The organism is Pseudomonas sp. 15A4 (assembly GCF_016925575.1).
GTDB lineage: Bacteria > Pseudomonadota > Gammaproteobacteria > Pseudomonadales > Pseudomonadaceae > Aquipseudomonas.
The window spans coordinates 3,670,659-3,691,090 of the sequence record NZ_CP068986.1; the positions used below are offsets into that span (position 1 = coordinate 3,670,659).

Annotated in this window: 16 protein-coding genes and 1 pseudogene; 15 read left to right on the forward strand and 2 right to left on the reverse strand. The window is 63.6% G+C overall.

Going from position 1 to position 20,432, the window contains the following annotated elements; translation table 11 throughout:
* Nucleotides 1–2: 2 nt before the first annotated feature.
* From JN403_RS16305 to JN403_RS16370, 15 genes and pseudogenes are all read left to right on the forward strand, one after another.
* Nucleotides 3–1,160 carry a hypothetical protein gene (locus JN403_RS16305; protein WP_205483223.1) on the forward strand — a complete coding sequence of 386 codons (1,158 nt, stop codon included), beginning with the start codon at nt 3–5 and terminating at the stop codon, nt 1,158–1,160.
* Entirely contained in the window at nt 1,157–4,525 is a 3,369-nt protein-coding gene (locus JN403_RS16310; RefSeq protein WP_205483225.1) for an ImcF-related family protein, read from the forward strand. Before JN403_RS16305 ends, JN403_RS16310 begins: the two co-directional genes overlap by 4 nt.
* Nucleotides 4,522–6,126 carry a type VI secretion system protein TssA gene (tssA, locus tag JN403_RS16315; RefSeq protein ID WP_205483227.1) on the forward strand — a complete coding sequence of 535 codons (1,605 nt, stop codon included), beginning with the start codon at nt 4,522–4,524 and terminating at the stop codon, nt 6,124–6,126. The genes JN403_RS16310 and tssA overlap by 4 nt, the downstream gene beginning before the upstream one ends.
* Before the next feature lie 24 nt (nt 6,127–6,150).
* Complete coding sequence (gene tssF, locus JN403_RS16320) at nt 6,151–7,920, forward strand: type VI secretion system baseplate subunit TssF (RefSeq protein WP_205483229.1); 1,770 nt, start codon at nt 6,151–6,153, stop codon at nt 7,918–7,920.
* Nucleotides 7,884–8,978: a type VI secretion system baseplate subunit TssG gene (gene tssG, locus JN403_RS16325; RefSeq protein WP_205483231.1), complete on the forward strand. Its 1,095-nt coding sequence runs from the start codon at nt 7,884–7,886 to the stop codon at nt 8,976–8,978. Before tssF ends, tssG begins: the two co-directional genes overlap by 37 nt.
* Nucleotides 8,956–9,495, forward strand: a complete 540-nt coding sequence (tssJ, locus tag JN403_RS16330) for a type VI secretion system lipoprotein TssJ (RefSeq protein ID WP_205483233.1) — start codon at nt 8,956–8,958, stop codon at nt 9,493–9,495. The genes tssG and tssJ overlap by 23 nt, the downstream gene beginning before the upstream one ends.
* Nucleotides 9,496–9,498: 3 nt before the next feature.
* Nucleotides 9,499–9,939 (forward strand): type VI secretion system baseplate subunit TssE, encoded by a 441-nt coding sequence (gene tssE, locus JN403_RS16335; protein WP_205483235.1) that lies wholly within the window; start codon nt 9,499–9,501, stop codon nt 9,937–9,939.
* Nucleotides 9,940–9,956: 17 nt separating this feature from the next.
* Nucleotides 9,957–10,691, forward strand: coding sequence for a type VI secretion system ImpA family N-terminal domain-containing protein (locus tag JN403_RS16340; protein WP_205483238.1), 735 nt, complete (start codon nt 9,957–9,959; stop codon nt 10,689–10,691).
* A 150-nt stretch (nt 10,692–10,841) separates the two neighbouring features.
* Nucleotides 10,842–11,204: pseudogene (locus tag JN403_RS25910) on the forward strand (biliverdin-producing heme oxygenase); the annotation flags it as partial.
* Nucleotides 11,205–11,310: 106 nt separating this feature from the next.
* Nucleotides 11,311–11,511, forward strand: coding sequence for a hypothetical protein (locus JN403_RS25915; protein WP_345945851.1), 201 nt, complete (start codon nt 11,311–11,313; stop codon nt 11,509–11,511).
* Nucleotides 11,504–13,726 carry an ATP-binding protein gene (locus JN403_RS16350; protein WP_205483239.1) on the forward strand — a complete coding sequence of 741 codons (2,223 nt, stop codon included), beginning with the start codon at nt 11,504–11,506 and terminating at the stop codon, nt 13,724–13,726. Before JN403_RS25915 ends, JN403_RS16350 begins: the two co-directional genes overlap by 8 nt.
* A 126-nt stretch (nt 13,727–13,852) precedes the next feature.
* The gene (locus JN403_RS16355) at nt 13,853–15,109 is read left to right on the forward strand and encodes an MFS transporter (RefSeq protein WP_205483240.1); all 1,257 of its coding nucleotides are present in this window, start codon (nt 13,853–13,855) and stop codon (nt 15,107–15,109) included.
* An 82-nt stretch (nt 15,110–15,191) separates the two neighbouring features.
* Complete coding sequence (locus JN403_RS16360) at nt 15,192–16,487, forward strand: HAMP domain-containing sensor histidine kinase (RefSeq protein ID WP_205483241.1); 1,296 nt, start codon at nt 15,192–15,194, stop codon at nt 16,485–16,487.
* An 882-nt stretch (nt 16,488–17,369) separates the two neighbouring features.
* Nucleotides 17,370–18,818, forward strand: coding sequence for an ATPase domain-containing protein (locus JN403_RS16365; RefSeq protein WP_205483242.1), 1,449 nt, complete (start codon nt 17,370–17,372; stop codon nt 18,816–18,818).
* Between the two features lie 24 nt (nt 18,819–18,842).
* The gene (locus JN403_RS16370; RefSeq protein WP_205483243.1) at nt 18,843–19,205 is read left to right on the forward strand and encodes a response regulator; all 363 of its coding nucleotides are present in this window, start codon (nt 18,843–18,845) and stop codon (nt 19,203–19,205) included.
* Nucleotides 19,206–19,234: 29 nt separating this feature from the next.
* Here JN403_RS16370 and JN403_RS16375 read toward each other — a convergent pair whose 3' ends face one another.
* Together JN403_RS16375 and JN403_RS16380 are read right to left on the reverse strand one after the other, a co-directional pair.
* Entirely contained in the window at nt 19,235–19,909 is a 675-nt protein-coding gene (locus tag JN403_RS16375) for a DUF3313 domain-containing protein (RefSeq protein ID WP_205483244.1), read from the reverse strand.
* 274 nt (nt 19,910–20,183) lie between these two features.
* The gene (locus JN403_RS16380; protein WP_205483245.1) at nt 20,184–20,420 is read right to left on the reverse strand and encodes a hypothetical protein; all 237 of its coding nucleotides are present in this window, start codon (nt 20,418–20,420) and stop codon (nt 20,184–20,186) included.
* Nucleotides 20,421–20,432: the final 12 nt, after the last annotated feature.

Below are 20,432 nucleotides of genomic sequence, written 5' to 3' on the forward strand. Positions count from 1 at the left end.
AGATGGCGTGGCAACGTGAATACGTGCAAGCAGGGCTCGCACCCAAACCGCCTTCACCGGTTCGCTGGCTGCTGATCGTGGTTTTAGCAGGGGCAGCGGCTGTGCTGATGTTCCTGCTCTACGTCGTGGTGCCTGAATTGCAGGCGTTAAACGTATGGGCGCTCACCGCCTCGCCGTTGGTGGTGGCGATTCTCGCGCTGGCGGCGCGGGTGCATGCCTACGGTGGCGCTCTGGATGAGTACAGGCTGCTGCAGGAGCGGTCCCGGCTGGCACAGGTCGCCTGGGCGGAATGGGGTCAGCGTTACATGGCAGTCATGGCCGGTCTGGTTCTTTTGCCCGAGCATTTGTCTGCGGTGGCGATGATGAAACCGCCCCATACGGCTGTCCCACACTCAGGCAAAGCCCGCCGCATCGTTGGCCTGCCGAAGGGCCACAAGGGCCGGGCCATGGCAGGCCTTGCCCAATTGATGGGTTCGCTGTCGACGGTACTGGCGCCGCTGCCGCCGAGTGAAAAGCTCAGTGTCACTGTTCTGACCGACGCGCCACAGGATGAGCATCCAGCACTGGCCGACGCCTGCCAGCAGCACCTGGCCGATCTCACCCCGTCGTCCACCCTCACCGGCGTCCACGTAACAAGCCAGCTCTCTTTCACCTGGATGGAAGAAACACTTAAAACCCCACGGGACGCCGTCGAGCTCGTCCTCGTCGTCCAGGCCCACGGCAAAGACGCTTACTCCGACGGACTGGCTGCCCTCCTGCTGTGCCCCGACGCAGTCGCCAAAGCCCACAAGCTTCCAATCGCCGCGCGCCTGTTGCGCCCGATGCCCCTCGACGTCGATTCCCTGGAAACCGACTTCACCACTTTCCTCCAGATTCAGGCCAAAGCTCGCGATGCAACGGGCGTGCTGGCCGACTGCGCCGACTGGCAACCGGAAACCACCCCATTACTGGCGGCAGCGGCGCGCGAGGGTGCAGCGCTGTCGGTGGACCACCGCTGGATTCTGGAACCCGTAAACGGCGTGCCGGGCCCCTGCGGTCACTGGCTGCTGGCAGCGCTGGGCATCGAGATGACCAGACTTGCGCAGCAACCCTTGTTGCTACTGAGCAGCGAAGACACAGGCTGCTGGATCAATACCGTCACACCGGGAGAAATCGCATGAAATCCCTGATCGGCAATGGCTGGCGTCGCGCGGGTGGCGCGGTATGGCTGGTCGCCTTCGCAGCGGCGCTGGGCTGGCTTGTTTACGCCTATGGCGCAAGGGTTGGACTGACGGAGAGACATCAGCAAATCACGGCGTTTCTGTTGCTGGCGGTGATCGCGCTGTTGGTGCAAACCATTCCTCGTGCGCTGGCGCTGATGAAGGCTCACCGCAGCGTTGAGCGGCAGAAGGGCGACGGCGTGTTCCCACCGGAGGAATCGTCATCCAACCCTGAAACCAAGAAACTCCCGGGCGTCGCTGAACTCAAGGAGCACCTCGACCACCAATACACCGCCTTCCAGCGCACCCGTACCCGTTTCATTCTGGTCGTCGGCGAACCCAAACAGATCGAAGCCATCGCCCCAGGCCTGGCCGACGCCCAGTGGCTCGAAGGCCAGAACACCGTGCTGCTCTGGGGCGGCAGCCCGCAATCCGAACTTCCCGAAGCCGCCACCCGCTGGCACGCGTTAATTCATCGGCGGGGTCTGGACGGCGTGGTCTGGGCCCTTGATAAGCAGCAAAGCGCGAACGCCGCGACAATGGCCGGTGGCGTCGCCGGTTTGCAGCAACTGGCGCGAACCCTGGGCTGGCAGTTGCCGCTGCACCTGTGGGAGGTCTGCGAGAGCAATCGGACGCAGCAAAAGCACCCACGGGGGCCCGCCGGGTCGCTGCTGCCCCCGCGCTTCAGCGGCTCGCAACTGCAGACGATATTGGCCCCCATTGACGACTCGTTGCACCAGATGGGCCTGGCCGAGCTGGCGGTCTACCCTGACCATGACTTTCTCTCACGGTTGTCTTCCAACCTGAAAGCAGAGGGCATCGCGCGCTGGCGGCAGGCCCTGACGCCGTTGCTGGGCAAGTTCGCGCGGGGCGTGCCGTTACGCGGGCTGTGGTTCAGTTTGCCGGCGCCACTGACTGAGTCCAACGGCAATCTGTGGCTGCCAGGTCCGGCGTGGGCCGGCGTGCTCGCGGACACACCTCGCGACGTCCGGCGCTTGAATTGGCCCGTCACGCGCATCAGCTACGCACTGGCCCTGGGTGCCGCGCTGATCTGGGCGACAGGCCTGCTGCTGTCGTTTTCCACCCACCGCGCGCAGATCCTCGACATCCAGTCGTCGCTCGCGGCCGTCCAACCTTCGGGCGACGGCGATGAGCAGTTGCTGGCCCTCAACGCGCTCATCCTCGAAATGGGGCGTCTGAAGGACCGCGCGCGGCGTGGCGAGCCGTGGTACCAGCGCTTCGGGCTGAGTCAGAACGACGCGTTGCTCGCGGCGATGTGGCCGCGTTATGTGGAAGCCAACAACCGGCTGATGCGCGACCCGGCGGCGGAGAACCTCAAGCGTCAGCTCGCGTCCTTGGCGGCATCGCCCGCCGACAGTTCGCGGCGGGCGAAGGGCGCGCACAACGCGTACGTGCAGCTAAAGGCCTACCTGATGATGGCGCGGCCGGAGAAGGTTGACGCCGCGTTTCTGGTGAAGGCCTTGGGTCATGCCGAGCCGACGCGCATGGGTGTGTCGCCGGGGTTATGGAAAGGGCTGTCGCCCTCACTGTGGCAGTTCTACGCCGAGCAGTTGCAGGCCAATCCGCAGTGGCGCATCGAAGCGGATAACGCACTGGTGGCCCAGGCGCGGCAGGTCTTGCTGGTGCAACTGGGCCAGCGCAATGGCGAGGCCAGCCTGTATCAGCAAGTGCTGGAGGCTGCCGCGACCCACTTTCCCGATCTTGGGGTTGAGCAGATGGTCGATGACAAAGAGGCGTGGCCGCTGTTTTTCACCGAGGCGCGTGTGCCGGGCGTGTTCACGCGGCAGGCGTGGGAAGGGCAGGTGCGTCAGGCGATCGATGACATTGTCGAGGCCCGTCGCGAGCAGATCGACTGGGTGCTCAGCGATCGTGAAAACAGCGCCGTCGCCGACACCTCGCCCGAGCAGCTCAGAGCGCGCCTGACCGAGCGCTACTTCCATGACTACTCGGGCGCCTGGCTGGCGTTTCTCAACAGCGTGCAGTGGCGACGGGCCGACAGCCTGGCCGACGTCATCGACCAACTGACGCTGATGAGCGACGTCCGTCAGTCACCGTTGATTGCGTTAATGAACACCCTGGCGTGGCAGGGTCAGGCCGGCAATCGCAGTCAAGGGCTGAAGGACTCGCTGGTGCAGTCGGCGCAGAAGCTGATGGGCGGCGAACGCTCGATGCCGGTGCCTGCCATCAGCCAGCAGCTCGACACGCCGGTCGGGCCGCTGGATCCGACCTTCGGCCCGCTGCTGGGGTTGTTGGGCAAGGACCCGCAAGACAAGGGCGGCGACGACGATCTCAGCCTGCAAGCGTTTCTGACCCGCGTGACCCGGGTGCGCCTGAAGTTGCAGCAGGTCAGCCACGCCGCCGATCCCCAGGGCATGACCCAGGCCATGGCGCAGACGGTGTTTCAGGGCAAGAACATCGACCTTACCGACACCCGCGCCTACGGCGAGCTGCTGGCGGCCAGTCTCGGCGAGGAATGGGACGGTGTGGCCCACGCGCTGTTCGTGCAGCCGCTGGATCAGGCCTGGCGCAAGGTGCTCGAGCCCTCGGCGGCCGCCCTGAACCGGCAGTGGCAGCAGGCGGTGGTTGATGAATGGGACAAGGCGTTTCTCGGCCGTTACCCCTTTGCCGCCACCGGCAGCGACGCCTCGTTGCCGATGCTGGGCAAGATGATTCGTGGTGATTCGGGACGTATCGAGCAGTTCCTGCAGCGGGAGCTGACCGGTGTGTTGCGCAAGGACGGCGGCCGCTGGGAGGTGGACCCGACCCACGGTCAGGGCCTGTTGATCAATCCGAAATTTCTCGCGGCGGTCAATCAGCTCAGCCACCTGGCCGACGTGCTCTACACCGACGGCGGCATGGGCATCAACTTCGAGCTCCAGGGCAAGGCGGTGCGCGACGTGGTGCAGACCAGCTTCGTGCTCAATGGCGCGCGGCATCAGTACTTCAATCAGAAAGAGAGCTGGCAACGCTTCGCCTGGCCCGGCAGCAGCGATTACCCCGGCGCCAGCCTGACGTGGACCAGCGCGCGCAGCGGCGAGCGTTTGTATGGCGACTTTCAGGGCGCCTGGGGGCTGATCCGTTTGCTGGACGCCGCCACCGTCACTGCGCTGGACGACAGCGACAGCCGCTACCGCATCAGCATTCCGGCGCCGGATGGCCTGGACCTGACCTGGCACATGCGCACTGAACTCGGCGCAGGACCGATGAGCCTGCTCGCGCTGCGCAATTTCAAACTGCCGCGCCAGATCTTCCTCAATGGCATCGCCAGCGCACAAAGTGCATCGCGCGCCGAGGTGATGGAATGAGCCTGCAAGCGTTGGTCGCCACGACGCTGGGTGAGCGCGACGCGGTGGCCATCGCCAGGGGCGACGCTGAACACTGGGCAGCGTGGCTGGCGCCGATCAGTGCTGAGTCCCCCGTGGGTCAGGACCCCGGCTATGACGATGATTTCCAGAGCATGCGCGAGGAGGTCAACAAACTGTCCGGAGCGGACGCCGATCGGGTCATCGTGCTGGCGGAAAAACTGCTCAAAGGCACGTGCAAGGACTTGCGCGTGCTCACTTACTACCTGTGGGCGCGCCTGCAGCGGGACGGCGAAGCCGGATTGGCGGAAGGCTTGAATCTGCTGGCTGGAATGGTTGATCGCTACAGCGCCGAAGTGCTGCCTGCACGGCCCAACAGTCGCAAGGTGGCGCTGGAGTGGCTGGCCAGCGCCAAGGTGCTGGACAGCCTGATGCTGTACCCGGAAGTGGTAAAGGCTGAGGCCGAACGTACGGTGGCCGCACTCGTCTGGCTGAATCAGGTGCTGGAAGGCTGGCCCGCCGAGCAGCGGCCGGACTTGGGCGCGCTGTACTCGGCGCTGTCGGCACGGCTGGCCCAGGCCGGCGGAATCGAGGCCGTAGTGCCGCAGTTCAGCGCCAACCATGATTCTGCACCCCGAGAAGCCACCAGCCACGGCGCCAACCATGGCGCTGGTCCGAACGCCATCCGCTCGGGCCGTGACCTGCTGGACAATGGCCGCGCGTTGGCCAGTTATCTGCGCGAACAACCCCAGGGCTGGCTGGCCGCCCATCGGCTGATGAAAAGCCTGCGCTGGGACACCGTGCACCAGTCGCCGCCCCAGGACGCCAATGGTCGGACGCGACTGGCACCGCCGCGATCTGAGTACCGCGCGCAACTCAAACGGCTGTACCTGCAACAGAGCTGGAGCGAGTTGCTCGATCAGGTCGAGCGGATGTTCGCCGAGGGCGTGAACCATTTCTGGCTCGACCTGCAGTGGTTTCTGTATCAGGCGCTGAGCCGCCAACCCGCACCATTCGAGGGCTGGGCGCGGATCGTCAAAGAAGATTTGGGCCTGCTCCTCGACCGCCTGCCGGGCCTCGAAACGTTGTGCTGGGACGACGGCTCGGCGTTTGCCGACGAGACCACCCGCGAGTGGATCGAGCAGCACGTCAGCACCCAGGCCGCTTCTGCCTGGCTGCCCACGTCGACCGCGTCCATTGCAGACGAAGCCGAGATTCTGGCCCTGGAAAGCGAGGCGCTGGCCCAGGCCGACCGCGACGGCGTCGAGGTGGCGCTGGCCTGGCTCGACACGCGTCCCGAGATTCACAGCGGTCGGCAGCGCTGGTTGCTGCGCCTGCTCATGGCGCGGGTCGCCGAGCAGTACGGCAAAAGCGAGCTGGCGTTGCACCTGCTGGGTGAACTGGACGCGACCGGCCAGCGCCATGGGCTCGCTGAGTGGGAGCCGGCGCGGGTGTTTGAAGTGAAGGCGCGGTTGCTCAAGCTGCTGCGCATCAAAGCCCAGCGCAGTGACGCCGACAAGGCCGCGCTGGGCAAACGCATGGAGCCGCTGCTGGCGTCTCTGGTGGCCATGGACCCGGTACGCGCGGCAGTGCTGTGCGGCTGAAACTCAAAAAAACAGGAGGTTTGCATGAATGAGGACAATCTGACCCTGCGCTATTTCGATGCGGAAATGCGCTACCTGCGCGAGGCCGGCAAAGAGTTCGCCCAGGCGTTTCCCGACCGCGCCGCCTCGCTGAATCTGGACAAGCCCGGCGCTCACGATCCCTACGTCGAGCGGCTGTTCGAAGGTTTCGCGTTCCTCATGGGACGCCTGCGGGAAAAGCTCGACGATGACCTGCCTGAGCTGACCGAAGGTCTGGTCAGCCTGCTGTGGCCCCATTACCTGCGCACGATCCCGTCGCTGTCGATCGTCGAGTTGCAGCCCGACGTGCACCAGATGAAGCAGAGCGAGCAGATCGTGACCGGCTTTGAAATCCAGTCGCAACCCATCGGTCCCCAGCGCACGCGCTGCAGTTACACCACCACTCAGGACCTGACCCTGCGCCCGTTGGCCCTGGATTCGGTACGCCTGGCCCAGGAGCCGGACGGCCGCTCGGTGATCCGCCTGCGTTTTTCCTGCGGTGCCCTGAGCAACTGGGGCCAACTGGATTTGCGCCGCATCCCGCTGTACCTCAACGCAACGCCGGCGGTGGCCAATGCGCTGCACCACGCACTGACCCTGGGCACCCAGGCGCTTTATGTGCGTCAGCCCGGCGACGCGCAACGTCAACCGCTGCAAGGACGTTTTGGCCCCAAGGGCTTCGGCGATGACGACCGGCTCTGGCCCAAGGGGGACAGCGCCTTCAGTGGCTATCAGTTGCTGCTGGAGTATTTCAGTTTTCGCGAGAAATTCATGTTCGTGACCCTGTACGGCCTCGAAAGCATGAGCATCGCGCCCGACGCGCCGTGGTTCGAGCTCGAGGCCGTGCTGAGCACCGCCTGGCCCCATGGGTTTGCCCTCAGTGCCGAGCACATTCGCCTGCACGCCGTGCCGGTGATCAATCTGTTCCCGCTGGAGGCCGACCCGCTGTCCCTGGACCCTCTGCAGACCGACTATCTATTGCGGCCCATGCGTCTGCAGGACGGCCACACCGAGATCTATTCGGTCGACCGGGTGACGGCGTCCCGCGACTCGGGCCGGGAAGAGTACGTGCCGTTTTCCAGCTTCCGGCACAAGGGCGGCATGCTCCGCGACGAGGCGCCCGAACGTTATTTCCACACCCGCCTCAAGCGCGGCGCGAACGGGCTGCATGACACCTGGCTGATACTGGGTGGCGAGGGCGCCGATGTTGATCGGCTGGCCGAGCGCCCGTGCCTGTCCCTTCGGCTCACCGGCACCAACGGACAGTTGCCGAGAAAAGCCCTGCAAAGCACGATCCTCGACATGCCCCTGCACGCGACCCAGGCCGGTCTGCGGGTGCGCAACCTGTGCGCGCCGACCCTGCCGTGCTATCCGCCGAGCCGCGACCGTTTTCACTGGCGGGTGTTGAGCCACCTGGGCTCGAACTTCCTGCCGATGCTCGACAACGCCGAAGTGCTGCGCGGCACCCTGGCGCTGTACGACTGGACCGGCAGCGAGCTCAATCGCCGGCGTCTGGAAGCCATCGTCGAGGTGCGTCATCACCTCATCCAGCGCTTCGAAAAAGGCTTTCTGCTGCGCGGCGTGGACATCGAAGTGACCCTCGATGCCAACGGTTTTGCCGGCGAGGGCGACATCTGCCTGTTTGGCGAAATGCTCAACCGGTTCTTTGCGCTGTACGCCGACATTCATCTGTTCACCCGGATCACCCTGATCCTGCAACCGACCGGGAGGAGCCTGCGATGGAGCGAAAACCACAGCCAGCGGATTCCCGGTTAAGGCTCATCGAATGGCTCAATGCCGCGCAGGGGCGGGTGGCCGAGGCCGGTGTCTACCGCTTCTGTCAGCTACTGGAATGTGCCGCGCCGGAGCAGCCGCCGTTGGGCAGCTCGGAGGATCCGGCCGATGATCTGGTGCGTTTTCGCCCCGATCCCGGCATGGGTTTTCCGGCCAGTGAACTCAAAGCGCTGGAGTGGCCGACGACCGATGAAGGGTTGCCGGCGACCGTGCGGACCCGTTTGCTCGGCCTTTATGGTGTGGACTCGCCACTGCCCACCCGTTACCTCGACGACATCGCGCAAAAGCGGGAAGGCCACGAGGCGCTGGAAGGGTTTCTCGACATCTTCAACCATCGGGTCTTCACCCAGTTCTACCGGATCTGGCGCAAGTATTCTTACCCGGCCTCGTTCGCGCCGGCTGGCGCCGACCCCACCTCCCAGTGCCTGTTCGGGCTGATCGGGCTGGGCATCCCCGGCACTGCGAAGCGCATCGCCACGCCGCTGTCGCGTTTTCTGGCGCTGCTCGGCGTGATGCGTCTGCCGACCCGCAACGCTGAGGGCATTTCGTCGCTGGTGCATTTGCTCGCGTCTCATACTCAGGCTTCGATCAAGCCGCACTGGCCGCGAAGCATTGGGTTGGACGCGCCTGCCAGCCTGTCCTCAACACGGCCGGTGAGCCTGTCCCAGGGCACGCCGATGGGCAGCCTCGGTCGTGACGTCAACAGCGAACTGATGCTCACGCTGTTCACCGCCGACCACGACGAGGCGCGGGAATGGTTGCCCGGCGGCGGCTTGCTCAGCGACCTGAGGGTGCTGTTGCAGGTGTACCTCGGTTGGCGCTGTACGGCACGGTTGCGCCTGTCGCTGCCGGTCGATTGTCTGCCGGTGTCAGCACTGAGCGGACGGGGCGTGCTGCTGGGCATGACCGCGGGACTCGCGTTGAAAGGCCGCGCTGCCGGGAGAACCGACACCATCACTATTCATCTGGGCCGTTATCAGGGGCTCCAGGTTGATCCTCAGGAAAGAGAACCCGCCCATGTCGACTATTACTTTTGTTAAAGCGTTGCCCGTCATCGCCCTCGTGCTCCTCGCCAGCGGCTGCGGGGTGACGCAACGCGTGTCCGAGTCCACCGCGTCGATGACCCAGGCAATCTTCTACAAACAGGTCAAAACGCTGCGCCTGGACTTCGACGGCCGCCTGGCCCTGAACACCGAAGGCACCGACATGCGCGGGTTGTCGGTGCCGGTAATGGTGCGGGTGTATCAACTGCGCGACGACCAGTCCGTGAACAAGGCCACCTACGACGATCTGCTGCGTGACGCCGACCGCCTGCTCGGCGCTGACCTGTTGGAACAGCGATCGCTGGTGATCAAGCCCGGGGAGGGCGCGCAGCTGGACGTGCCGCTGAACGAAAACGCCGGGGCGATCGCCGTCGTCGGGTTGTTCCGCGAGCCCGATTCGCAGCGCAATGACTGGCGCTTGCTGCTCAACCGTGACGACCTTGATCCGGACCGACCCCGGGTCATCGAGCTGGGCGAAAGCCGGTTGACCCTGCGCTCCCTGGCCGAGGGTTGAGCCATGAGCGAGCTCAACCCTTCGCTGTACGAAACCCTGCTGCAGAATTTCAGCGGCGAGCTCGACCTGTCCCGGGTGGGTGAAGACGACCAATACGTGCTCTCGGTGCTGGACAATGTGCAACGCGTGCTCAACAGCCGCGCGGGCACCCTCGCGCATTTGCCCGACTACGGCCTGCCGGACATGGGCGCTGTGCTCGAAGGCTTGCCGTCTGCCGCCCATGGACTGATGCGGACCATCGCCGACACGCTGCTCAAGTACGAGCCGCGCCTGTTGTCGCTGCACATCGAACTGTTGCCGCAGACCCAGCCCGGCCATCTGGTCTACGCCCTCGACGCCACCCTTGAAGGGAACCGCATCGCGACGTTCGGCACGACGTTGAGCCCGGAGGGAAGGGCAGTGGTGCGTCACCTCAAGCGCCATGATGTGCGGGCCCGAGGTTGATCCTCACAGAGAGCCCGATGACCAAGGGCCTTGCGATGGGGATCAAGGCCGGCGGCGATCCACGCGCGTTGCCTGACTACCGGACGTTGTGCATTGAGATGGCCAGACTCGCTCATCCGGCCTGCCCGGATGTGGATTGGCGAGCCATCGAGCGTTGCTGCCACGCCTTGTTTGCGAGCAATGGCGCGGACCTGCAAACGGCGGCGGCCTACGCCCTGGCGCGCAGTCATCTGGCCGGGCTGGACGGGATGTTTGAAGGCGTGGTGGTGCTGGAAACCCTCTTGCACGCAGATGCCAAACCATGGCCCCGAGGGCTATCGGCGCAGACGGCAATTGTGGGCCAATTGTTCGGCCAGTGGCAGGCGGTGCTGCGGGAACTGGAGATCAATCTCTGTGATCTGGCGGGCCTGCGTCTGTTGGGCGCGCAGCTTGAGCGCCTGCGTCAGACGCCGGTTGCTCAACGCCTGGAATTCATCATTGCGCTGGAAAGGTTGCACCAGCAGATCGGACAGCTCGCGTCACGTATCGAGCGCGATGCTCAAGCCGCTGAAGTGCTCGGGCAACAGGCAATGCCAGATCCAACGCTCCCCGCTGCGATTCACTCCCCGGTGCATTGCACAACCCACCCGCCGGGCATGCAGCCGAAGGCCGCGCACAACATCCCGCGGATCAAGAGGCGCCGAGCGTCATGGATGGGATGGCTCGTCGCCGCGCTGTTCATCCTGATCATCGTCCTGGCCGCAGCGTGTTAGGGTGCGCTGCCATCCTGTTTCGCGGCGCCGTTCGTGCAGAGAACGTACCGCCCAGCCGAACATCGGTATTTACCCGCCAGCCATATTTACAGCCGGGCACTGTCTCCATTAGTGTGCGCGCATCATCTGCCTCAACACCGCGGCTGCCGCATGTTCAGGCACGTCCGCTCAGACCGGACACTTTCGCCCTTGGTTGAAATCACCCCTGCGTTGCGCGACCCTTGCGTCCCGACCTCCTTTGCCAGTGTCCTTGAGCAATTGCGAACGGCTACCGCCGTCCAGCACACGACACTCGAAGCCCGATTGCCACTGACCCACCCTCAGCTTGATCTCGGCACCTACAAACGGATCATCGCGGCCTACTACGGCTTTCATCTGCCCTTGCAACAATCGATTGAGCGCTTTCTGGCGCCCCAGGCCGTCGACCCTGCGCGTCAGAAAATCCCGGCGCTGATCAAGGATCTGCACGCCCTCGGCCTGGACGACCTGCAGATCCAGGCCTTGCCGCTGTGCACTGAACTGCCCGCCATCGACAGCGTCGCGCAGTTGCTCGGCGTGATGTACGTGATGGAGGGGCGACGCTGGGGGGCAAGTCCTGCGTCGGATCATCGCGGAAAGACTGGGCGTCGACGCCGACAGCGGTGGCGAGTTTCTGGACGTGTACGGCCGAGAGACCGGGCGTTTGTGGAAAGCCTTCCTCAAACAGTTGGCCGAGTTTGACAATCCGCTGTCCAACACCGAGGTGGTGCAATCGGCCCGCCTCACCTTCGAATCCTTTCAAACCTGGCTGGAGCGGGCGGGAGTGCTGAACGATGCTTAACGACATGCAGACCATGGACGACCTGCTGGATAACTGCGCCAACGAACCGATTCGTATCCCGGGCGCCATTCAGCCCCACGGCGCTCTGTTGACCCTGCTCGAAACCGACTGGACCGTGCAACAGGCCAGCGCCAACGCCTGGCAGATGTTGAACATCGGCAGTGACGTGCAGCCCGGTGATCCACTGGTGCGCTGGCTGGGCGAGGCGCAGACGGACGCCTTGCGCGACGCCGTTCAGGACGCGGATCTGCACAGCCTTGATCCGTTGCCGATGCAGTTTGCCGGGCAGGCATTCGATGGCCTGTTGCATCGCCATGACGGCCTGTTGTTTCTGGAGCTTGAGCCCGTCGCCACACAAGCATCGATGCAGGGATTGGGGCCGCGCCTCACGCGCACCTTGCGTCGCCTGCAATCGGCCAAATCGCTGGACGATCTGTACGCCATCAGCGTCTCGGAAATCCGTGCGCTGACCGGCTACGACCGGGTCATGATCTATCGCTTTGAAGAGGAGGGTCACGGGCAGGTCATTGCCGAGTCGGCGACGGCCGACCTGGACGCCTACCTGGGGCTGTTCTTCCCCGCCACCGACATCCCGCAGCAGGCCCGCGAGCTGTACCGCCTGAACTGGCTGCGCATCATCCCCGACGCCGCGTATGTGCCGGCGCCTCTGGTCCCGGCCCTGCGCCCCGATACCGGCGAGCCGCTGGACATGAGCCACTCGGTGCTGCGCAGCGTGTCGCCGATCCATTGTCAGTACATGCACAACATGGGCGTGCGCTCATCGATGAGCATTTCCCTGCTCAAGGATGAACGCCTCTGGGGCCTGATCAGTTGCGGCAATCGCGAGCCGCTGCAGGTTCCCCACACGCTGCGCTCGGCCTGCCAGACCATCGGACAAGTGCTGTCGATGCAGATCAGCCTGCTGGAAGATCAGCAGACTCAGCGCCAGCGACTGGCCAAACATCACATGCTGGACAGGCTGTCCAGGGCGATGAACGAGTCCGCGGACGACGTCTACAACGGGCTGCTTGAACACGCCCAGGCGCTGCTGACACTGGTCGACGCCCACGGGGCGGCGGTGATCATCGACGGTCAGGTACACCTGATCGGCCAGTGCCCGAGCACCGAGCAAGTGAGCGCGTTGCAGCAATGGCTGCAGAACCGGCCCGGATCGGTGTTCGAGACGTCCAGCCTCGGCGCCGTGTTCCCCGACGCGCAAGCGTATCAACGCGTGGCCAGCGGACTGCTGGCGTTCAGCTTGCCCAAGCCGGTGGCCAATGGGGTGCTGTGGTTTCGCGCCGAAGTCCGGGGCAGCGTGGAGTGGAGCGGCAACCCGCAACAAGCCAAACGGGTCGTCAATGACCGCTTGCAGCCACGGGAATCCTTTGCCCTGTGGGAGCAGCAGGTTGAGGGTAAGGCCAGAACCTGGAGCGCCGGCGAGGTCTACGCGGTGTCCGACCTGCGTCGCTCTGCGCTGGAGGCGGACCTGTCGCGGCAGGTGCTGCGTGAAAAAGAGGCGGTGCGTGCCCGCGATGAACTGGTGGCCGTGGTGTCCCATGACCTGCGCAGCCCGCTGACGGTTATCGTCATGCAGTGCGGCATGATGCAGCGGGTGATCAACGCTGACGCCACTGCGTCTACCAAACGACTCAACTCTGCCGTCGACATCCTGCAGCGCGCATCTTCGCGGATGACCAGCCTGCTGGAGGATTTGCTCGATACGTCAAAGATCGAAGCCGGCCGCTACTTCATCGACGCCGAGCGGCTGGAAGTCAGCCAGTTGTTCGAAGACGCCTGGTCATTGCTCACGCCACTGGCGCTGAGCAAATTTATCGAGCTGACGTTCCACGCCGAGCCCGACCTGACGATTTTCGCCGACCCGGAGCGCATGTTTCAGGTGCTCTCCAATCTGGTGGGCAATGCGATCAAATTCACCCCCAAGGCCGGCAGTGTGAAGGTCACGGCGGCGGGTGAGGGTGACCACGTGGTGTTCACCGTGGCGGACACCGGAGAGGGCATTCGCAGCGATCAGTTGCCCCACGTGTTCGAGCGCTACTGGCGCAGACGTGAAGGCAATCCGAGCGGGACGGGTCTAGGGCTCTACATCTCCCAAGGGATCGTCAGGGTCCACGGTGGTGAACTGACGGCCTCTAGTGAAGAGGGGGTCGGCAGCGAATTCCGCTTCACGGTGCCGCGCGCGTCCATGGCGTCCTGACCCTGCTGCGACCGCCTTGGCGGCGGGGGGTATTCCTGGCTGGAATCCCCCGCATGAAAAACATGAATTTTATTTATGGCCGTCAGCCCTCTACCGTGTGCGTATTCCGTTCACGGTAAAGCCGTTATGACCACGCCCTCTCACCCTCAGCCATCCCTCGTCGAAGAACACTGGAAGCGCAACCTGGCGGTCTGCGTATTCGGCGCGTTCACCACCATCATCGCGATGACGTTGCTGCTGCCGTTTCTGCCGCTGTATGTCGAGCACCTGGGCGTCACCGATCCGGCCGCCATCGTGCAGTGGTCGGGGGTGGCCTTTGGCGCGACCTTTCTGTCTGCCGCGCTGACCGCGCCGCTGTGGGGGCGGCTGGGTGATCGCTACGGGCGCAAGTTGATGCTGATCCGTGCCAGCCTGGGCATGGCGGTGGCGATGTCGCTGATCGGCCTGGCAGAGAACATTTATCAGTTAGTCGGGCTGCGTTTGTTGGCGGGGTTGCTCGGCGGCTATGCCTCTGGCGCGACCATTCTGGTGGCGACGCAGACACCCAAGGCGCGCACCGGCTGGGCGCTGGGTATGCTCTCTTCGGGAATCATGGCCGGTAATCTGACCGGGCCGTTGATTGGCGGGCTGTTGCCGCCGATGATCGGCATCCGCAACACGTTCTTCCTGGCCGGGGGCGTGATCTTTCTGACCTTCCTTGCCACGCTGTTTCTGATGAAGGAAGCCCCTCGGCCCAAGCGTCAGACTGGCGTGGCGAAAGCGCCGGCGGTGCGGGCGTGGGACGTCATCCCTGACAAGAAGCCGGTGCTGACCATGCTCGTGGTGGCCTGTCTGGTGATGTTCTCGATCATGTCCATCGAGCCGATCATCACCGTGTACCTGACCCAGTTGCACAGCGAAAATGTCACGCTGATGGCCGGGTTGGTGATGTCGGCGACCGCGCTGGCCAGCGTGTTGTCGGCCTCGCGCATTGGCAAGCTGGCCGACCGTGTCGGCCACTGGAAAGTGGTCATTGGCTGTCTGACTGCGGCGGCTGTCTTGCTCATCCCCCAGGCCTTCGTCACTCATGCCTGGCAACTGGTGCTGCTGCGTTTCCTCATGGGCATTGCCCTGGGCGGTCTGTTGCCGTGCATTGCGGCGATCATCCGCCATTCGGTGCCCGACGCTGTGGCAGGGCGCATGCTCGGCTATTCCACGTCCAGCCAATACATCGGTCAGGTGCTGGGGCCGCTGACCGGAGGGTACCTGGGCGGGCATTTCGGCATGCCGGTGGTCTTCATCGTCACCTGCCTGCTGATGGGCGGCTGCGCGATCGGGATGTTGCTCATGCGGCCTCTGATTTCCAGTGGGACCGGCCTCAGCCCGAAAGAGGGTGGCATTTGACAAAACCATGACATCCCGCACCGGATAATCGCCGCCGGTGGGGCCACGCCCCGGAGTCGAGTACCGCCATGCACGGACCTTCATGGACATCAAACACAGCCTTAAACAACGCATTGTCATCGTATTTGCGTTGATGAGCGCGCTGGTCGCCGGGGTATTCGCCGCCGGCATCATCGCCACCGTGCACGTGGTCGAAAAGCGCCTGTCGATCATGAGCCTGAAGGGCAATATGCACCGTTTGCTGGCCGTGGACAGCGTCAACGACTGGCGCCACCGGCCGGAAAAAGACGAATTGTTCTACGCCGAAGAGGGCGTTGGCGACCTTGCGATGAGCGATGACCTCAAGGCCCTTCCCCTGGGATTTCAGGAGTTCTTTCGCGGCAAGAAAGCCTATTACGCCATGGTCTCGGAGGTGAACGGGCGCCATTACGTGTTGTTGCGAGATCAGCGCAGATTCCAGAAACGTGAACGGATTCTGTTCGGTGTCGTGCTGGTCGGCTTCTTCCTCAGCGTGCTGTTGGCAGTGTTGCTGGGTCGGCTGCTTGCGTCCCGGGTGATCACGCCGGTGTCGCGCCTGGCCGGCCAGGTACGTCATCGCGATCAGTTGCTGGAGCTGGCGCCGGTACTCGCCAGCGACTACGCCAACGACGAAGTCGGCGCCTTGGCCAGATCCTTCGACGAAACCCTGGGCCGGCTGCGGGCCGCGCTGAGCCGCGAGAAGCTGTTCACCAGCGATGTCAGCCATGAACTGCGCACGCCGCTCATGGTGCTGGCGACGTCCTGCGAATTGCTGATGGAATACCCGGCGCTGGACGACCGTTCCCGCACGCAGGTGAAGCGAATCGGCAAGGCAACGGCGGGTATGAACCAGTTGGTCGAAACCTTTCTGCTGCTGGCCCGTACCGAGGGCAAGAACACGCCCCAGGGTCAGCGTTCGACCCTGGTATTGATCGCCGATGAATTGGCGGACACCTGGCGCACGCCCATCGAAGCCAAGGGCTTGCGCTTCATCTATCAGCGTGACGACCGCGACCTTGATGTCTACAACGCGCCCTTGCTGCGTTCGGTCATGGGCAATCTGCTGCGCAACGCCTGGCATTACACCGATCAAGGCTTGATTCAGCTGACCCTGCGCAGCGATGGTTTCAGCGTCGAGGACAGCGGCATCGGCATTCCGCTGGAGAAGCAGCAGGCCATGTTCCAGCCCTTCGTGCGCGGCGACGAACAGCGCGGGGAGGGGCTGGGCCTGGGGCTGTCGCTGGTCCAGCGTATCTGTGCCAACCAGCACTGGACAGTCACGCTGACCAGCCGTGATGACGGGGGATGCTGTTTTACGGTGTTGTTGAAGCTGGATTCAACCGGGGAAAAGCCGGTATGAGTGCGTTCCATTTTCGTTGTGTTGCCCGGCGCGTTCCCGGCTAAAGCCGGTCCCACTAAGTGCTGCGTTTAGCCAGTTGCCCCCAGGCAAATTGCCCAGAGGTGGCGATCCTCTTGAGTGCACGCTGTCGTGTAGTGCGACCGGCTTCAGCCGGGAAGAGGCCAGTGCGGACAACCTGAATTTTGCGGCGAAACGATTAACGCCTTCCCGGCTAAAGCCGGTCCCACTAAGTGCTGCGTTTAGACAGTTGCCCCCAAGCAAATTGCCCAGAGGTGGCGATCCTCTTGAGTGCACGCTGTCGTGTAGTGGGACCGGCTTCAGCCGGGAAGAGGCCAGTGCGGACTGCCTGGATATTGCAGCGAAACGATTGACGCCTTCCCGGCTAAAGCCGGTCCTACAGTCGAGGTCACCGCGAGTTCTGCACGTCGCGCACGACGCCGCTCATTCCACTGGTCCGACGAACCGCACGAATGCGCGGCACCACGCTCCAACGCCGTGCCTACCCCTACGGACCTGCGACCATGTGCCCGATCCGCCCATCACTCGTTTGCGGGAGTGCCGACAATCAGCCTGCAGACCGCGACGACACCCCCGAATACCCGCTCTCCGGGCCCATCAAGCCTGATGACCCAGAACGTCGCACTGAGCAGTCTCAGGCCGAAACCGACGGCTGTGCCCCGGAACCTGAAGCCAATTTGGCTGATCGGTAATCACCCGTTCGGGTGGACTCGGTATCACGTCTGTCGGCGAATGTCGGTGCAACTGTCGCGGAATTTGATGATTGCCCTTGGAAAGCTCCCTTAAAAACGGAAGAATGTGCGATTAGTCGCGCACTTAACTCGCAATATTCACGACGCCAACACCGTGGCGGAGGAAGCAAATTTGAATCAGCTAAAACGCCTTCAGAGCGGAATTGAAGGGCTTGATGAGCTGCTAATGGGCGGTTTCGTTGCCGGATCCTCGTACATCATTCAGGGGCGACCGGGCTCCGGCAAAACCATCCTGGCCAACCAGATCGGTTTCAATCACATCCGCAACGGCGGCCGCGTGCTGTTTGCAACCCTGCTTGCCGAGCCCCACGAGCGGCTGTTTCAGTTCCTCTCCACCATGAGCTTCTTCGACAAGGACCGGGTTGGCGATCAGATCCAGTTCGTCAGTGCGTTCGACACCATGGAAAACGACGGCCTCGATGAGGTCGTCAAGCTGCTGCGCCGGGAGATCGTCCGCCAGAAGTCCACGGTGATGATCCTCGACGGGCTACTCAATGCCCGCTCCAAGGCCGAATCCTCGATCAACACCAAACGCTTCATCTCCGAGCTGCAGGGCCACGCCGCCTTCGCCGGTTGCACAGTGTTCTTCCTGACCAGCTCACAGCTGGACGACGGCAGCCCCGAACACACGATGGTGGACGGCGTGCTGGAAATGGGTGAGGAGGTGGTTGGCAACCGTTCCGTGCGCCGCATCAAGGCCCGCAAGACCCGTGGCAGCGGCGCCATTCCTGGCGCCCACGAATGCGAAATCACTGAAAACGGCCTGGTGGTCTACCCGCGCCTGGAAAGCACCATCACCCACTCGGCGCTGCGCGACAGTGCAGAATTCAGTGTCATCCCCAGCGGGATCGACACGCTGGACCCTTTGATCGGCGGCGGCCTGGTGGAATCGTCCGTGACCTTGCTCCTCGGCCCGTCGGGCACGGGCAAGACCACGTTTGGCCTCAACTTCCTCGCTCGCTCCACGCCCGATGAACCCGGGCTGTTGTTTGGCTTCTACGAGTCACCGCAGCGTCTACGGGCAAAGGCGGCAGCGCTCGGGCTGGACTTCGAGGCGCTGGAACGCTCCGGTGCACTGCACATTGCCTGGAAATCACCCACCGCCGAGTTGATCGATAAACTGGCGCTCGATCTGCTGCGGATCGTCGAGCAGCACGGCATCAAGCGGGTGTTCCTCGACAGCCTGGGTGGCATGGCCCGCGCGTCGGCCGATCAATCACGGATTCTCGACCTCTTCAGCGCCCTGATGAGCGAGCTTCGCGCCCGTGGCGTTACGGTGGTCTCGAGTTGGGAAATCCGCGGCCTGATCGGCGGCAAGATTGACGCCCCGGTCCCGGACATGTCGGGCATTGTCGACAACCTCATGCTGATCCGCTTCGGGCAATCAACAGCGGGGCTGACCCGGCAACTGTCGATCCTCAAAATCCGCGATAACCCCTACGACCCGGCCCTGCTGGACGTTTTGATCGGCGAGCAGGGTCTGACTGTGAAAAAGGCTGCGTTCCATGCCCTCGACGATTCAGGCAATGCCACGGCGCAGCAGTCATCATCGAGCCGATGATGGCTCGTTCGCGCGGAGGGTTGCATGACCACAATTCTGATTGTCGATGATGAATACCTCATCGCCGACATCCTGAGCTTCGCGCTGGAAGATGAAGGCTACTTGACCGTCACTGCCGGCAGCGGGCAGAAGGCCCTGGGCATTCTCGAACGCGAACGTCCGCAGCTGATCATCACCGATTACATGATGCCGGGGATGAACGGCATCGAGCTGGCAGAAGCGGTGCGTGTGAATCAGAGCCTGGGGCAAATCCCTATTGTGCTGATGAGCGGTGCGCAGTCTCATCTGGGCATCGCCCGCCCGGATCTGTTCAGCAAGGTGTTCGACAAGCCATTCGAGATCAGTGCTGTGCTGGAAGCGGTGCGCGCGCTGTTGGGTGCTGGCTAGCGCACGGTCGCTTGGGTCAGGCACCTGACTCAGTGCTTCGTCTTGAGGGTCTCGTAGCTCAGTCGCAGGTCTTTGGCCCAGCCGTCGAGCACCGGCTTGACAGCGTCCAGAGTCAGTTGCGTCTTTTCGTTTTCCAAGGGAGTGCCGCTGCCTTTGCGCACGATCTGGGCCAGCACCTTCTGGGTGTCGGCATCAAGAAACGCCGCCTCGGTGGCGATTGCCACGTTCTGATCCCGACCGCCGGCTGCGGTGTTCACGGCAGCCGCCACCAGCGCGAGGGGCACCACTTCGTAGGGCTTGAGGCTCTGGGTGCTGGTCGACACGGCGGTAATCGCCGGCCGCACGATAAGGGTGTCAGGTCCTGGCCCATTGACGACGCGCAAGTTCTTGCCGAGTTCGCGTTGCAGCGCGGTATCGAAGTAACGGGTGATCGACTGCAGGGTCTGCGCCGAGATCACCGCAGTCGGTTGGGGCCTGGGGTAAAACTGACTGGGTTCGATGTACACCTGGGTGTATTTGCTCAGCTTCACGTCCGGGTCGATCCAGCGCATGACCGGCGCGCCCGTCGCACTTTCCGCCGGCTTGAGGCGGCTGTAATCCTTGAGAAAGCCCGAATACTGACTGGGGTCTACCTGCGAGCTGGCGCAACCGCCGACCCCCAGAATGGCGCAACAGATCAGTGCCTTGAGCACCGGCATTTTCATGGTGTGACTCCCTTCGCTTTGTCCATTGGATGGTTCCCGTCTGCGCGCCTGGCGCCAGGGGCAGCAGACAGCCCACGCCGGCGCAGCGCATCCGTTCGACGCCTGAATGCGGCGCTGCCGGCCGAGCGCTTCGTGGTGCTCAAGCAACGCTAGCAGTTAATTATTTTGCCGCCAGTGAGCTGAATCGATGAAGGGGAAATACTTCGGGAACGAGAGGGAGTAACGAGTAGAGATCCGGGCAGCGCTGGGCCGCCCGGGGATATCAACTGCCGTATTAACGGCCGTCAGCCACCTTGCGCTCGATCTCGGCTGACTTCTTGTTCAGCTCTTCGACGTCCTGTTCCTTCTCGCGAATGGAGGTCGGGGTGATGACTTCGTCCACCGCGCGGGTGTTGTCGTCGGTGTCGTTGAGGTCTCGCTGTACGACGTTGACGGGTTTGCCGGCGCTGTCCAGGGTTGGCGCGTCAGGCTGGGTGACGTTACGTGGGTCAACCGGGGTGTCTTTGCTCATGGATTCATCCTC